Source organism: Pseudomonas sp. P4_C3 (assembly GCF_056402075.1).
The window spans coordinates 1-14,580 of record NZ_JBFUIC010000023.1 but is presented as its reverse complement, the minus strand read 5'-3'; the positions used below and the strand labels follow the sequence as shown (position 1 = coordinate 14,580).

General features: G+C 59.8%; 11 protein-coding genes and 2 tRNA genes. 4 read left to right on the top strand and 9 right to left on the bottom strand.

Annotated features, from left to right (window positions below):
• The first annotated feature begins 109 nt into the window (after window positions 1–109).
• From AC1DVH_RS07010 to AC1DVH_RS06995, 4 genes are all read left to right on the top strand, one after another.
• Window positions 110–196, top strand: a tRNA-Leu gene (locus tag AC1DVH_RS07010).
• A gap of 167 nt (window positions 197–363) precedes the next feature.
• Window positions 364–450 (top strand) — tRNA-Leu (locus AC1DVH_RS07005).
• A 281-nt stretch (window positions 451–731) separates the two neighbouring features.
• On the top strand, window positions 732–1,742 hold the full coding sequence (locus AC1DVH_RS07000) for an extracellular solute-binding protein (protein WP_477753172.1): 1,011 nt from the start codon (window positions 732–734) through the stop codon (window positions 1,740–1,742).
• A complete protein-coding gene (locus AC1DVH_RS06995; protein ID WP_477753171.1) occupies window positions 1,742–3,298 on the top strand; it encodes an ABC transporter permease in 1,557 nt (518 codons plus the stop codon). Before AC1DVH_RS07000 ends, AC1DVH_RS06995 begins: the two co-directional genes overlap by 1 nt.
• Window positions 3,299–3,418: 120 nt before the next feature.
• Here the strand turns inward: AC1DVH_RS06995 and AC1DVH_RS06990 are convergent, their stop codons facing one another.
• From AC1DVH_RS06990 to mutL, 9 genes are all read right to left on the bottom strand, one after another.
• Entirely contained in the window at window positions 3,419–5,353 is a 1,935-nt protein-coding gene (locus AC1DVH_RS06990) for a methyl-accepting chemotaxis protein (RefSeq protein ID WP_477753170.1), read from the bottom strand.
• 149 nt (window positions 5,354–5,502) lie between these two features.
• Window positions 5,503–6,792, bottom strand: coding sequence for an adenylosuccinate synthase (locus AC1DVH_RS06985; protein ID WP_477753169.1), 1,290 nt, complete (start codon window positions 6,790–6,792; stop codon window positions 5,503–5,505).
• Between the two features lie 54 nt (window positions 6,793–6,846).
• Window positions 6,847–8,034 carry an ATP phosphoribosyltransferase regulatory subunit gene (locus AC1DVH_RS06980; RefSeq protein WP_477753168.1) on the bottom strand — a complete coding sequence of 396 codons (1,188 nt, stop codon included), beginning with the start codon at window positions 8,032–8,034 and terminating at the stop codon, window positions 6,847–6,849.
• A gap of 310 nt (window positions 8,035–8,344) precedes the next feature.
• Entirely contained in the window at window positions 8,345–9,214 is an 870-nt protein-coding gene (gene hflC / locus AC1DVH_RS06975) for a protease modulator HflC (protein ID WP_007973264.1), read from the bottom strand.
• Window positions 9,214–10,389: an FtsH protease activity modulator HflK gene (gene hflK, locus AC1DVH_RS06970; protein ID WP_477753167.1), complete on the bottom strand. Its 1,176-nt coding sequence runs from the start codon at window positions 10,387–10,389 to the stop codon at window positions 9,214–9,216. Before hflK ends, hflC begins: the two co-directional genes overlap by 1 nt.
• 96 nt (window positions 10,390–10,485) lie before the next feature.
• Window positions 10,486–11,787 carry a ribosome rescue GTPase HflX gene (hflX, locus tag AC1DVH_RS06965; RefSeq protein WP_046039823.1) on the bottom strand — a complete coding sequence of 434 codons (1,302 nt, stop codon included), beginning with the start codon at window positions 11,785–11,787 and terminating at the stop codon, window positions 10,486–10,488.
• 12 nt (window positions 11,788–11,799) lie between these two features.
• Complete coding sequence (gene hfq, locus AC1DVH_RS06960) at window positions 11,800–12,060, bottom strand: RNA chaperone Hfq (RefSeq protein ID WP_007902656.1); 261 nt, start codon at window positions 12,058–12,060, stop codon at window positions 11,800–11,802.
• A 92-nt stretch (window positions 12,061–12,152) separates the two neighbouring features.
• Window positions 12,153–13,124: a tRNA (adenosine(37)-N6)-dimethylallyltransferase MiaA gene (gene miaA, locus AC1DVH_RS06955; protein ID WP_477753166.1), complete on the bottom strand. Its 972-nt coding sequence runs from the start codon at window positions 13,122–13,124 to the stop codon at window positions 12,153–12,155.
• The coding region (gene mutL / locus AC1DVH_RS06950) for a DNA mismatch repair endonuclease MutL (RefSeq protein ID WP_477753165.1) at window positions 13,124–14,580 on the bottom strand (1,457 nt) is incomplete at its 5' end. The genes mutL and miaA, both read right to left, overlap by 1 nt.

The following is a 14,580-nucleotide window of genomic DNA, read 5'->3' as shown; positions in this document are numbered from 1 at the left end:
TTGAAGACCGCTGGCGAAATTTTCCAGGTTTTTTTGATGTCGGGGGTTTACAGTTAAAAAGACGCTCCGTATAGTGCGCGCCATCGACGACGGAGACGTTGCCGATACTGCCCAGATGGTGAAATTGGTAGACACGCCAGCTTCAGGTGCTGGTGACCGCAAGGTCGTGGAAGTTCGAGTCTTCTTCTGGGCACCACTTTCGAGCTTGAGATTAGATGAATTTCAAGGCTCACACAAAAACCCGCGAAAGCGGGTTTTTGCATTCTGGGCCACTGGTTTATTAATTTTAAAATCAGGGGTTTACAGATCAAAGTGCTCTCCGTATAGTACGTCACATCAACAGCGGCAACGCTGAAGATGAATGCCCAGATGGTGAAATTGGTAGACACGCCAGCTTCAGGTGCTGGTGACCGCAAGGTCGTGGAAGTTCGAGTCTTCTTCTGGGCACCAATTCAAATTCAAGGTTACGGCCTTGAATTTCACAGAAACCCGCGAAAGCGGGTTTTTGCGTTTCTGGCCTTCCGAAAATGACCCGCCCCCGGTAGGAGCGAGCCTGCTCGCGATAAACTTCCAAACGACGCATTTATCCAGTTAGCACGCGTCATCGTTCACGCCCATCGCGAGCAGGCTCGCTCCTACAGGATTAACACGCCCCGCAAGGCGCATTTGAGAAACAATATCGTTTATCATTGTTGCAAGTTTTTGCAATGCGACAGTGAGGAACCCTGCGAATGATGTTTCGAAATACCCTGCGCCGCGGCTTGACCATTACCCTGCTAGGCCTGGCGCTCGCCACTCCCCTCACCCAAGCCGCCGATCCGGTTGCCCTGACCCTCTACAACGGTCAACACAAAGAAGTCGGCGACGCGGTCGCCAAAGCCTTCGAAGCCAAGACCGGGATCCACGTCAATGTGCGCAAAGGCAGCAGCAACCAGCTCGCCAGCCAGATCGTCGAAGAAGGCGATCGCTCTCCCGCCGACGTGATCTACACCGAAGAGTCGCCGCCACTGAACAAACTCGGCGAACAAGGCCTGCTGGCCAAGGCGGATGACGCCACGCTGGCCGTTCTACCCAAGGAATACGTCGCCGGCAATGGCACCTGGATTGGCGTGACTGCCCGGGTACGCGTTGTGGCCTACAACCCGAAACTGGTCGATGAAAAAGACCTGCCGAAGTCGGTGATGGAATTCTCCAATCCAAAATGGCAAGGCAAGGTCGGCTTCGTGCCCACCAGTGGTGCCTTTCAGGAACAGGCCGTTGCGATCATCAAAGTTCACGGCATGGATGCTGCCGAAGAATGGCTGACAGGGCTGCGCGCATTCGGCAAGACCTACAGTAACAACATGGTCGCGCTCAAAGCCGTGGAAAACGGCGAAGTCTCAACAGTATTGGTGAACAACTACTACTGGTTCGCCTTGCAGCGTGAAAAAGGCCAGCTCGATTCGAAACTGCATTACTTCACCGGCGGCGATGTCGGTGGACTGATCACCGTGTCCAGCGCTGCCATCCTGAAATCCAGCAAACATCCAAAAGAAGCCCAGCAATTGCTCGCCTATATGGCCAGCGAGGAAGGCCAGCGTGTGATCACCCAGACCACCGCCGAATATCCGCTGCACAAAGGCATGGAGTCTGATCGTGGGCTCAATCCGTTCAGCGAACTGGAAGCACCAAAAGTCACGCCTGCCGACCTCGGCAACGCCGAAGAAGCGCTGGACCTGGAACGTGACGTTGGCCTGAATTGATGGGTGCCTCACTGTCCGCGCATCACGCGTACGCACCACGGCGCAAGCGGCCGTCTATCTGGCTGATACTGCCCGTGTTGCTGTTGGTGGTGCTCAGCCTCCTGCCTCTGCTGTACGTCGGCCTGAAAACCTGGCAGGCAGGCTGGGCAGAAGCGCTGCATTTGCTATGGCGACCTTATGTGTTCGGCTTGCTGCGCAACACACTCGCATTGATGATTGGCGTCACCGCTGCTTGCGGAGTAATCGGCCTGTCGCTGGCCTGGTTGCTGGAGCGCAGTAATCTGCCGGGCCGACGATTGTGGGGCGTGATCCTCTGCTTGCCGTTCGCCGTTCCGGCATTTGTCAGCAGCTTCACCTGGGTTTCCCTCAGCGCTCATTTCGAGGGACTTGGCGGGGCCATCCTCGTGATGAGCCTGTCCAAATACCCGCTGATTTTCCTGCCCGTGGCGGCAACGCTGCGCAACCTTGACCCGTCCCTCGAAGAGTCCGCGCGCACACTGGGGCAGAATCGTTGGGGCGTATTTTTCAAGGTCACCCTGCCCCTGCTCTGGCCTTCGCTGCTGGCGGGTTCGTTGCTGATCGCCCTGCACATGCTGGTGGAATTCGGCGCGCTGTCGATCATTGGCCTGCAAACCTTCACCACCGCGATCTATCAGCAGTTCGAACTGGAGTTCAGCAACGCCAACGCGGCGATGCTCTCCGCCGTACTGCTGATGTTGTGCCTGGTGCTGCTGTGGCTGGAGCTGCGCGTACGCGGCAAGGGTCGACACGTGCGCACCGGCCAAGGTGCGGCGCGACGCGCGGAACAGGTTCAACTGGGCCCCTGGGCCGTGGCGGGACAGCTTTATTGCCTGCTGCTGGCAATCATTGGCAGCGGGATTCCGCTGGGCATGCTGGCCTACTGGTTGGCAGTGGGATCATCGGCAGCCTTTCCCGTGGCGGCAATCGGCGAAGCATTGCTGTCATCCCTCGCACTGTCGCTGGGCGGCGCTGCGCTGTGCCTGGTGCTGGCGGTGCCGGTCGGCCTGCTGGTCGTGCGCTACAAAGGTCAACTGGCGATCTGGGCCGAGCGCCTGCCGTATCTACTGCACGCCCTGCCGGGGCTGGTCATTGCCCTGACCCTGGTGTATTTCGCCCTGCACTACGTGCCGATGCTTTACCAGACGTCCGCCTTGCTGCTGATCGCCTATGCCCTGCTGTTTCTGCCACTGGCCCAGGCGCCGATCCGCACCGCCCTGAACAAGGCGGCACCACAACTTGAGGAGGCCGCTCGCACACTGGGGGCTTCGTCATTCAGTGCCTTCTGCCGAGTGACACTGCCGATTATTTTCCCGGCGCTGGGGGCGGCTTTTGCCCTGGTGTTCCTGGATGCGATGAAGGAGCTGACGGCGACCTTGCTGTTGAGTCCAACCGGGCTGAATACACTGGCAACGGAAGTCTGGGCACATACCGCGAATGTGGAGTTTGCGGCGGCGGCGCCTTATGCGGCGCTATTGATATTGGTGTCGGGGCTGCCGGTCTATTTGCTGACGACCCGGATGTATCTGAGTCGTTAAGACCGCCATCGCGAGCAAGTTCGCTCCCACAGGTTTCGATGGCGGACACAAAGCTTGTGAACACCCCGGATCAAATGTGGGAGCGAGCTTGCTCGCGATGAGGCCATCCCTGACAAAGCATCAAGCCCTGAACTGCCCCAGGCTCGCCTTCAACTGCGCCGCCAGACCATCGAGCACCTTGCCGCTCGCCGTGGTCTCCACAACGGCTTGTGCCGCCTTCTCGGCCTGGGCATGAATGGTCTGGACCCGCCCCCGCACCGCCTGCGCGCCCTGCGCCTGATGCGCCGCGGCCTGAGTGGCCAGACCGATCGCCGCATGCACCTGCTCGACCGATGCCTGCACCGACTGCTGCAACCGCGCACTATCACGCAGCACCAGCAAACCCTCACTGGCCTGGCGCCCGGCCTGACCAATCGCCGCCACCGCCTCACGCGCACCTTGCTGCAACGCTACGATGTGCGCCTGGATATCGCCAGTGGAGCTCTGCGTCTTGCTCGCCAGCGCCCGCACCTCATCGGCCACCACCGCAAACCCGCGCCCCGTCTCACCGGCACGCGCCGCTTCGATGGCGGCGTTCAGCGCCAGCAGGTTGGTCTGCTCGGCGATGCCGTGAATCACCGTCAGCACCACTTCAATCTGCTCACTTTGCTGCGCCAGGCGCTCGATCACTTGCGCACCGGTGTTGACCTGCCCCGCCAGCTCCTCGATCAGGCTGCCGACTTTCGCCGAGGTCCGGGTGTTTTCATCGGTGGCCTGGCGAATGTCCACGACTTGCTTGAGCGCCGCCTGCATGGCGTGGCTTTCCGACTGCGCCTCATCAGCCATTTGCGACAGTGCGCGCAAACTCTCCGCCACCTCGTCGCGCTGCATGCCAGCCGCTGCGTCCGCACCAGCGTTGCGCAAGGTCATGGCGCCAATTTCCACGCCGGTGCGCTGGGCCACATCGCCCGCCTCGCGCACGATCGGCTGCAACTTGTCCACAAAGCGATTGACCGCCGAGGCCATGTCGCCGATTTCATCCTGGCTGTTGATCTGCACGCGCTTGGTCAGATCGCCCTCGCCCGCCGCCAGGTCATCCATGGCTACGATCAGCATTTTCAGGCGATTGACCACTCGGCGACCGAGCACCACCGCCAACAACAGCAGGACACCGAAACCCACCACCGCCAGACACACACCGATGCGCCAGCGCAATGTCGCAGCGGCTTCCTGCACCGTATTGGTGGTGTTGGCTTTCATTTCAGCCGCCGTGGACTGTGCTGACTGCAGACGCGAGCCCATGGCCGCGGCGCTGTCGGCTGCCGCGCCTTTGAGGCTGTCGCCCACCAACTGATCGCTGCTGGCGATCAGGGCCAAGAAGCGCTTGTCGAGAGCCGCGAGATCAGTCTCCACCGAAGCAGTCGAGACCCCCATCAGGACCTTGCCGATTTCCACGCCATTGGGATTGATCGAAGCCTCGACGTAGAAGACCGAAGGATCGCTCTTCGCCGCATCCAGCACCTTGTCCAGCGCACGCTCGCCCTGRCCTTTTTCCAGCAGCGCCTTGTTGATCGGGTTTTCCCGGTTGAGGTAGCGCGTCAGGTGCTGGCCGGTGGCGTCGTCATACACCACGAACAGCACATTGGGATTGCGTTGGGCCCGGCGGGCGAACTCGGAAAGTGTCGGAACGTCGTTGTCCCACATGGCGCGGGGCGCGACGGAAGCCAGAAGCTGCGCCATGTCGCTGGCGGAGTCCTTCAGGTCTTTTTCCAGCGTTGAGCGTAACTGCGCCTGTTCGTCCTTCAGTCGCGAGGACAAACCAGCTGTCAGGCGCTGACGCGTACTGGTGGAGAGGCTGTCGAGGCTCGACGTGACTTCGCGCCCCGCCTGCTCAAGCTCAGCGGAAAGCTTTTGACTGTCCGCACCCAGGCGCTGGCCCAAGTCGGCTTCCAGCGCGGTCACCGTGCTCCGGGTCAGAGCAACAGCTACCAGCACCTGCACCAAAAGGGCGATACCAAGGGTAACGAACACGGGCCGCAACAAACGGCTCTGTAACAACGAGAGAACGGCCGACATCTGAAATCCCTCTGCTTTGGCGCCATTAAATTGATAGCACGCCGGAAGCAATGCTTTTTTAATGTTCACAGCAAAGGTCATGCCGTCCTGCAGACAAATACGACAAAGGCCCCGATTAAGGAGCCTTTGTGTTTTACATCAACGACTTATCAAGCAAACGGATGGCGCAGAACGATGGTTTCGTTGCGGTCCGGGCCCGTCGAAATAATGTCGATCGGCGCACCGATCAGCTCTTCGACGCGCTTGATGTAAGCACGGGCGTTAGCTGGCAGCTCTTCCAGGGTTTTGGCACCCACGGTCGACTCGGTCCAGCCCGGTACTTCTTCGTACACAGGCTGCAGGCCCACGTAGCTGTCAGCGTCAGTCGGGGCAACGCCATTACCTTCCGCATCCTTGTAGCCGACGCAGATGTTGATTGTTTCCAGACCGTCGAGCACATCCAGCTTGGTCAGGCAGATGCCCGAGATGCTGTTCACATCGATAGCGCGACGCAGGATAACAGCGTCGAACCAGCCACAACGACGAGCGCGGCCGGTAGTCGCGCCGAACTCATGACCTTGTTTAGCCAGGTGCGCACCGACTTCGTCGAACAGCTCAGTCGGGAATGGACCTGAACCTACACGGGTGGTGTAAGCCTTGGTGATGCCCAGGATGTAGTCCAGGAACATAGGGCCAACACCCGAACCGGTAGCAACGCCGCCAGCGGTGGTGTTGGAGCTGGTCACGTACGGGTAGGTGCCGTGGTCGATGTCCAGCAACGAACCCTGGGCGCCTTCGAACATGATGTCTTTGCCTGCGCGACGCAGGTCGTGCAGCTCGGCAGTCACGTCCAGCATCAGCGGCTTGAGCAGCTCAGCGTATTCTTTGCATTCGGCCAGGGTCTTGTCGAATTCGATGGCTGGCTCTTTGTAGTAACCCACCAGCATGAAGTTGTGGTAATCCACCAGTTCACGCAGCTTGTCTTCAAAGCGCGGCATGTTAAGCAGGTCGCCCACACGCAGGCCACGACGTGCAACCTTGTCTTCGTAGGCCGGGCCGATGCCGCGACCGGTGGTACCGATCTTCAGCTCGCCACGGGCCTTTTCACGGGCCTGGTCCAGCGCAACGTGGAAGGACAGGATCAGCGGGCAGGAAGGGCTGATACGCAGGCGCTCGCGCACCGGAACGCCTTTTTCTTCCAGCTTGGTGATCTCGCGCAGCAAGGCGTCAGGTGCAACCACCACGCCGTTGCCGATCAGGCACTGCACGCCTTCGCGCAGTACACCCGACGGGATCAGGTGCAAGACGGTCTTCTCACCGTCGATCACCAGAGTGTGACCAGCGTTGTGGCCACCCTGGTAACGCACTACGGCGGCAGCATGTTCGGTCAGCAGATCAACGATCTTGCCTTTGCCCTCATCACCCCATTGGGTGCCCAGGACTACGACATTCTTACCCATAACACTTGTCCTCATTCGCGCAAACTTGGTGCCGGCGGCGGCCGGCAGGAAAACTCAAGAAGCCAGTGGCGAAACTTGCCAAAGCCCGTTCTGCTGAATCAATTGCCGGTCGCAGTCCGCTTCACGGGCGGCGGCCAAAGGTTGCCCAGGCAAGGCCTGAACGACACGCTGACCCTCACTGCGCAACTGGCAAACCTGCTGCCAGAGTGCTGCATCCGTACTGTCAGGCATCCAGATACCGCCAGACGGTAGCTCGATCTCAGCACGCCCCAGGGTCACCAGGGTTTTCAAATCGGTGGAAAAACCGGTCGCCGGACGGGCGCGACCGAAGTCGGCGCCGATGTCGTCGTAACGACCGCCCTGGGCAATGGACTGGCCAACACCCGGTACGAACACGGCGAACACCACACCGGTGTGGTAGTGGTAACCGCGCAACTCGCCCAGGTCGAAATACAGCGGCAGCTCAGGGAAACGCACGGACAGCCGTTCGGCAATCGCCAGCAAGTCGTCCAGCGCTGCCAGAACAGGGGCCGGAGCCTTGGCCAGGCGCTCGCGGGCCGCAGCCAGCACTTCACGATTGCCACACAGATCGACCAACGCCCGCAGCATGCCCGACAGATCGGCAGGCAAGCCCTCGGTCAAGGTAATGACCTCATCGATGGCCTTGCGTTGCAAAGCATCGAACAACTGTTGCTCGACTTCACCGGACAAACCGGCAGCGCGGGCCAGGCCACGGTAGATACCGACATGGCCGAGGTCCATGTGCACATCCGGCACATCGGCCAGTTGCAGCATGGCGAGCATCAGGCTGATGACTTCGACGTCGCTGCTTGGGCTGCCATCGCCGTACAACTCGGCACCTAGCTGAATCGGGCTGCGCGAGGACGACAGGGCACGAGGCTGAGCGTGCAGAACGCTACCGGCATAGCACAGGCGGCTTGGGCCTTCACGACGCAGGGTATGCGCATCGATGCGCGCCACTTGCGGCGTGATGTCGGCACGGAAACCCATCTGCCGGCCCGATTGCGGGTCGATGACCTTGAAGGTGCGCAGATCCAGGTCCTGGCCCGCGCCGGTCAGCAGGGATTCCAGGTACTCGATATGGGGAGTCACGACAAACTCGTAACCCCAGCTCTGGAACAGATCCAACACCTGACGGCGCGCGACTTCAATACGCGCAGCTTCCGGTGGCAGTACTTCTTCGATGCCATCTGGCAGAAGCCAGCGGTCTACCGTTGCCATTACGCCTTCCCCTATATCCGGGCGACCAGCCTGTCGGCGATCCTTGAGTGAAGCAGAAAATGATCGGCTTGTGCGCAAACCACGCGCATGAGCGACGGAGCGAAAAGCCCTTCTACCGGCTTCGCTGACCACTTTCCTCGAAAAACTGTCGAGCCCATCGGCCCGGCACCTGCTTAAAAACAGCAATCAAACATGCAGACGCAAAAAAGCCGGGAATTTCCCGGCTGCCGCATCATACACACGTTTTCCCAAAGGATCACCCCGCCAGAGGTTTTAGCCGCCCGGCGGGAGGATTCAGGTCAACGTCGTATCAAGGCTTGGCTTTTTCCAGGTAGTGGAAGAAGTCGCTGCTTGGGTCGAGGACCATGACGTCGGATTTGTTCGCGAAGCTTTCACGGTAGGCGCGCAGGCTACGATAGAACGCGTAGAACTCCTGATCCTGACCGTAGGCCTTGGAATAGATCGCAGCGGCCTGGGCATCACCATCACCACGAACCTCCTCGGATTCACGATAGGCTTCAGCCAGCAGCACGCGGCGTTGACGATCAGCGTCGGCTCGAATGCCTTCGGCCAGCTCGTTACCCTTGGCGCGGTGCTCGCGAGCTTCACGCTCACGCTCAGTGCTCATACGTTCGAACACGCTGCGGTTCACTTCTTTCGGCAGGTCGATGGTCTTGACCCGAACATCGACCACTTCGATGCCCAGTTCTTTTTCAGCCATCTTGTTCAGCGAAGCCGTGATATCCGCCATCAGCGCATCACGCTCACCCGACACCACTTCGTGCAAGGTGCGCTTACCGAACTGGTCACGCAGGCCCGATTCCAGACGACGGGACAGACGTTCGTCGGCGATCTGCTTGAGGCCGGAAGTCGCGGTGTAGTAACGCTCTGCGTCCTTCACGCGCCACTTGGCGTAGGCATCGACCATCACGGCTTTCTTTTCCAGCGTCAGGAAGCGTTGTGTCGGTGCATCCAGCGTCATCAGGCGTGCGTCGAATTTACGCACCTGGTTGACGTAAGGCACTTTCACATGCAGGCCTGGCTGAACATCGGTCTGGACCACGCGACCGAACTGCAGCAACACCGCACGCTCGGTCTGAGCCACGATGTAGAAGCAGTTCCAGGCAGCGATCGCCACGACGACGCCGACAATAAGGGCGATCAGCGATTTATTGCTCATCAGCGACTCTCCCTGGTACGTGCTTGCTGTTGCTGCAGATCTGCTGCCGCACGCGTATTCGCTTCATTGCTGGTGGCTGCCGCACCGCTCATTGGAGTGCTGGTATTGCGACCACTTTCGACCATTTTGTCCAGCGGCAGGTACAACAGGTTGCTCTGGCCGTTCTTGTTGCCGGTCACGAGAACCTTGCTGGTGTTGCTGAAGACTTCCTGCATGGTGTCCAGGTACAGACGCTGGCGGGTGACTTCAGGAGCCTTGCGGTACTCGGCGACCAGTTTGGTGAAGCGATCGGCCTCACCCTTGGCGCGCGAGACGGTTTCATCTCGGTAACCATTGGCATCCTCGAGGATGCGCTGGGCCTGACCACGGGCTTCCGGCACGACGCCGTTGGCATAGGTTTCGGCCTGGTTGCGCGAACGCTGCTCGTCTTCCCGGGCACGGATCACGTCATCGAAGGCTTCCTGGACTTCGCGCGGCGCCGCTGCGCTCTGAACGTTGACCTGGGTAACGGTGATACCGGTGCGGTAGGTGTCCATGAAGCGTTGCAGACGCTCCTTGATCTCGCTGGCCATCAACTCACGACCTTCGGTCAGGACCTGGTCCATCGCGGTGGAACCCACCACATGGCGCAAGGCGCTGTCGGTCGCGTGCTGCAGGCTGATTTCCGGCTGATCGACGCTCAGCACGAAGTCCTGCAGGTTGCTGATCTTGTACTGCACGGTCAGCGGCACTTCGACGATGTTCTCGTCTTCAGTCAGCATCTGGCCCTGCTTGGTGTAGGCACGCTCACGCGTGACGTTTTCCATGTACTTCTTGTCGATCGGCGGGAAGTAGATGTTCAGGCCCGGACCCACGGTTTCGTAGTACTTGCCGAAGCGCAGCACCACTGCCTGCTCCTGCTCGTCGACAACATAGACCGCGCTGTACAGCCAAACGGCGGCCAACACGACCAGACCGATACCGAGCAGGCCGCCAAAGCCGCCACTCTTGCCCGGACCACCGCCGTCGTCGCCACCACGTTTCTTACCGCCACCGAACAAACCGTTCAGGCTTTCCTGCAGCTTTCGGAAGGCCTCGTCGAGATCCGGTGGCCCCTTGCGGTCGCCGTTGTTACGACGCTTGCCACCCCAAGGATCCTGATTATTCGAGTTGCCACCCGGCTCATTCCAAGCCATAGCGCTCTCCATCTGATAAAGCAAAGACGCACCCACGGCGCGCCGACCAATGCTACAGAATGCCTGTCACCACGGCACAACCGCTTTCCCAGGCTTTTATTGCAAAGTGTGTTGCTCGATGAACTCCATCGGCTGCAATCCCTCGCGGCTTACCAGTCGATTCAACTCGACCCGGGGCAAACGAACGGCCAGCAAACTGATGCCTTCTTCGTCGTGTTCTTCTTTCTGCACCGCACCGAGTTCGAAGAACTGCGCACGCAGTCGAGCGAATCGTTGCGGCAAGCGCAAGGTACCGACAAACAATTCACTGCCCAGTAACTCGGCAATGGCTTGCTCAAGCAATTCCAGACCACTGCCATCACGCGCCGACAGCCAGACCCGTTGGGGCTTGCCGTTTTCGTCGCGCTGGATTTGTGGCTCAACGCCTTCAAGCAAATCGAGTTTGTTATAGACCTCGAGGATCGGCAAGTCCTGAGCACCAATCTCGCCGAGCACCACCATTACCTGCTCGATCTGCAACATGCGATCTGGTTCGGCCGCATCGATCACGTGCAACAACAGATCGGAGTTGCTCGACTCTTCGAGGGTAGACCGAAATGCTTCGACCAGCTTGTGGGGCAAGTGGCGAATGAAACCCACAGTGTCCGCCAGGACAATCGGCCCCAGATCGTCTATATCCAGACGACGCAGGGTCGGGTCCAGCGTGGCAAACAATTGGTCAGCTGCGTAGACGTCGGATTTCGTCACGTTATTGAAGAGCGTGGATTTACCGGCGTTGGTGTACCCCACCAGAGACACGGTAGGAATATCCGCACGCGATCGGCCACGGCGCGACTGTTCTCGCTGGCTGCGCACTTTCTCCAGCCGACCCTTGATCTGCCGCAGGCGAACCCGCAGCAAACGGCGGTCGGTTTCCAGCTGGGTTTCACCCGGGCCACGCATACCGATACCGCCACCCTGGCGCTCAAGGTGAGTCCAGCCACGAACCAGCCGGGTGCTCATGTGGTCAAGCTGGGCCAGTTCGACCTGGAGCTTGCCTTCATGGGTACGGGCGCGCTGGGCGAAAATATCGAGAATCAGACCGGTACGGTCGATCACGCGACACTCGAAAACACGTTCGAGGTTACGTTCCTGACTGGGTGTGAGGATGTGATTGAAAATCACCAGATCGGCCTGTTCGGCTTTGACCAGGTCGCGCAGTTCCTCGACCTTGCCACTGCCAATCAGGGTCTTGGCGGTTGGCCGATGACGCGGCACGTTAAAAAACGCGACGGTCTCGGCACCCGCCGAGTTAGCCAATTCCTGAAACTCCTGCGGATCTTCGCGCGCCTCAGGGTCCTGTCCATCCAAGTGAACGAGGATTACTCGCTCACCACCACCGTGGCGCTCAAAGAACAAAGGAGACTCCTATCAGGCGTTACCTGGCTCAGCGTCACCTGCTTCGGATTCGGTTGCGCTAGGCAGACGAATTGGACGAACCGGCACCACTGTAGAGATAGCGTGTTTGTAGACCATTTGGCTGACGGTGTTTTTCAGCAGGATAACGAACTGGTCGAAAGACTCGATCGTGCCTTGCAGTTTGATACCGTTGACCAGGTAGATGGACACCCCAACTTTCTCTTTACGTAACGTATTCAAGTAAGGGTCTTGTAGCGAATGCCCTTTTGACATGTGCCGCACTCCTTTAAGGATTCAATATAAAAATAGGTAAACAGATGGCTTTGGCCGTCACACCCCCAAGGATAGACGGCAATTGCAAGGACTCAGCTCAATATGGAGACGGTCCCCAGGTATTTCAAGGCGCGCGGCAGATTGTCGCAATCCAGACTGTCCAGCCAATGCAGATCAGTCCAACTGCGCAGCCAGGTGAACTGGCGTTTCGCCAATTGGCGCGTGGCAATGATTCCACGCTCCTGCATCTCGGCTGACGTCAGCTTGCCATCCAGGTAGTCCCAGACTTGGCGGTAGCCTACTGCACGTATAGACGGCATCCCGGCATGCAGGTCACCTCTATTACGCAGGGCTACGACCTCGTCAATGAATCCCTGTTCCAACATTAAAGTGAATCTTTGTTTAATTCGCTCGTGTAGTACCTGACGATTTGCCGGAGCAATGGCCAAGTTCGCGACAGTATAGGGCAATTGTTGGCGTCCCGAAGCGGCTGCTTCAGTACTTTGCGCACTTTGTTGCAAACGCAGGGCAGTCATGCTCTGACCGCTGACACGATAAACTTCCAGTGCTCGACTCAATCGCTGGGGATCGTTCGGATGAATCCGCGCCGCGGAAACCGGATCAATGACCGCCAACTGGTCGTGCAAGGCTTGCCAGCCAAGGCGTGCAGCCTCTTCTTCGATCTGCGCGCGGACGTCGGGATCGGCCGCCGGCATATCTGCCAGACCTTCAACCAAAGCCTTGTAATAGAGCATGGTGCCGCCCACCAGCAGCGGAATTTTTCCGCGCGCGGTGATATCGGCCATGGCTTCCAGGGCGTCACGGCGGAAATCCGCTGCCGAATAGCTCTCGGCCGGGTCGAGAATATCGATCAGACGATGCGGATACTGCGCCAGCAGCTCTTTGGAAGGCTTGGCGGTGCCAATGTCCATGCCACGGTAGACCAGCGCCGAATCGACGCTGATCAACTCGCACGGCAGGACCTTGGTGAGTTCGATGGCCAGATCGGTCTTGCCGGCGGCGGTCGGGCCCATCAGGAAAATCGCAGGTGGGAACTGGCTCATCAACGACCGCGCAAGAAGAGTTTGTCCAGATCGTCCAGGCCCAGCTGGGTCCAGGTCGGTCGGCCATGGTTGCATTGACCGCTGCGCTCGGTGCTTTCCATGTCACGCAGCAGAGCGTTCATTTCCGGCAGGGCCAAACGCCGATTTGCACGAACCGCACCGTGGCAGGCCATGGTCCCGAGCAATTCGTTCAGGTGCGCCTGAATGCGGTCGCTGGTGCCGAACTCCATCAGGTCGGCCAGGACGTCGGCGACCAACCGGTTGGCTTCCGCCTGCTTGAGCAGCGCCGGAATCTGCCGGATCGCCAGAGTTTCCGGGCCCAGACGCTGCAATTCAAAGCCCAGACGCTGGAACCAGGCAACATGCTCCTCGGCGCAATCGGCTTCACGCTGACTGACGGCCAGGGACTCCGGCACCAGCAACGGCTGGCCGCTCAGGCCCTCGCTGGCCATCGCCACCTTCAGACGCTCATACATGATCCGCTCGTGGGCGGCATGCATGTCCACCAGCACCAAGCCCTGGGCATTTTCCGAAAGAATGTAGATGCCCTTGAGTTGTGCCAGTGCATAACCGAGCGGCGGGACGTCGTCCTGCCCGGCCGGTAGCGCAACGGCATTGGCCTCGGGCAGCGGCGCAAAGAACTCGCGATAGGCGGCCTGCGCTTCGGTGACAGGCACACCGGACTGCGGACGCGGCGTGTATTGATACTGATAACCCGCGCCAGCTCCCGAACCCGCCGGCGTATTGAACGACGGCTGAGCCTGAGGCTGTTCCAGCAGCGCATTGGCGGCCAGGCGCATTTCGCCCTGGGGCCCGAATTCACCGGCTTCGAGACCGGTAGGCCGGACGATGGCCGTGGCAACTGGCGCCGCCAGATGATCGTCCGGCCGCACATCGCCCAAGGCACGGTGCAAGGTGCCATAGAGAAAATCGTGAACCATGCGTCCTTCACGGAAGCGCACTTCGTGCTTGGTCGGGTGCACGTTGACGTCCACACCGGTCGGATCGACTTCGAAAAACAGCACGAAGGTCGGGTGCCGACCATTGAACAGCACGTCGCGATAAGCCTGGCGCACAGCGTGGGCCACCAGTTTGTCGCGCACGGCACGGCCATTGACGAAGAAATACTGCAAGTCGGCCTGGCTGCGGTTGAAGGTCGGCAGCCCGACCCAACCCCATAGATGCAGGCCGTTGCGCTCGATCTCGATCGGCAGCGCCTGCTCCAGGAAGCCCGGCCCGCAGATCGCTGCCACGCGCCGGGCACGGGCCGCATCATCATGGGCCTCGTGCAGGCTGAGGATGGTCTTGCCGTTGTGGCGCAGATGGAACGCCACATCGAAGCGCGCCAGGGCCAGGCGCCTGATCACTTCTTGCAGGTGATCGAATTCGGTTTTTTCAGTCTTGAGAAATTTGCGCCGCGCCGGCGTATTGAAGAACAGGTCGCGCACTTCAACCG

Excerpts from the sequence above, each read along its gene's own strand:
- AC1DVH_RS06985 (WP_477753169.1), bottom strand. The coding sequence starts at position 6,792 with ATGGGTAAGAATGTCGTAGTCCTGGGCACCCAATGGGGTGATGAGGGC.
- hflK (WP_477753167.1), bottom strand. The coding sequence starts at position 10,389 with ATGGCTTGGAATGAGCCGGGTGGCAACTCGAATAATCAGGATCCTTGG.
- miaA (WP_477753166.1), bottom strand. The coding sequence starts at position 13,124 with ATGAGCCAGTTCCCACCTGCGATTTTCCTGATGGGCCCGACCGCCGCC.
- AC1DVH_RS06980 (WP_477753168.1), bottom strand. The coding sequence starts at position 8,034 with ATGGCAACGGTAGACCGCTGGCTTCTGCCAGATGGCATCGAAGAAGTA.
- hfq (WP_007902656.1), bottom strand. The coding sequence starts at position 12,060 with ATGTCAAAAGGGCATTCGCTACAAGACCCTTACTTGAATACGTTACGT.
- AC1DVH_RS06995 (WP_477753171.1), top strand. The coding sequence starts at position 1,742 with ATGGGTGCCTCACTGTCCGCGCATCACGCGTACGCACCACGGCGCAAG.
- hflC (WP_007973264.1), bottom strand. The coding sequence starts at position 9,214 with ATGAGCAATAAATCGCTGATCGCCCTTATTGTCGGCGTCGTCGTGGCG.
- AC1DVH_RS07000 (WP_477753172.1), top strand. The coding sequence starts at position 732 with ATGATGTTTCGAAATACCCTGCGCCGCGGCTTGACCATTACCCTGCTA.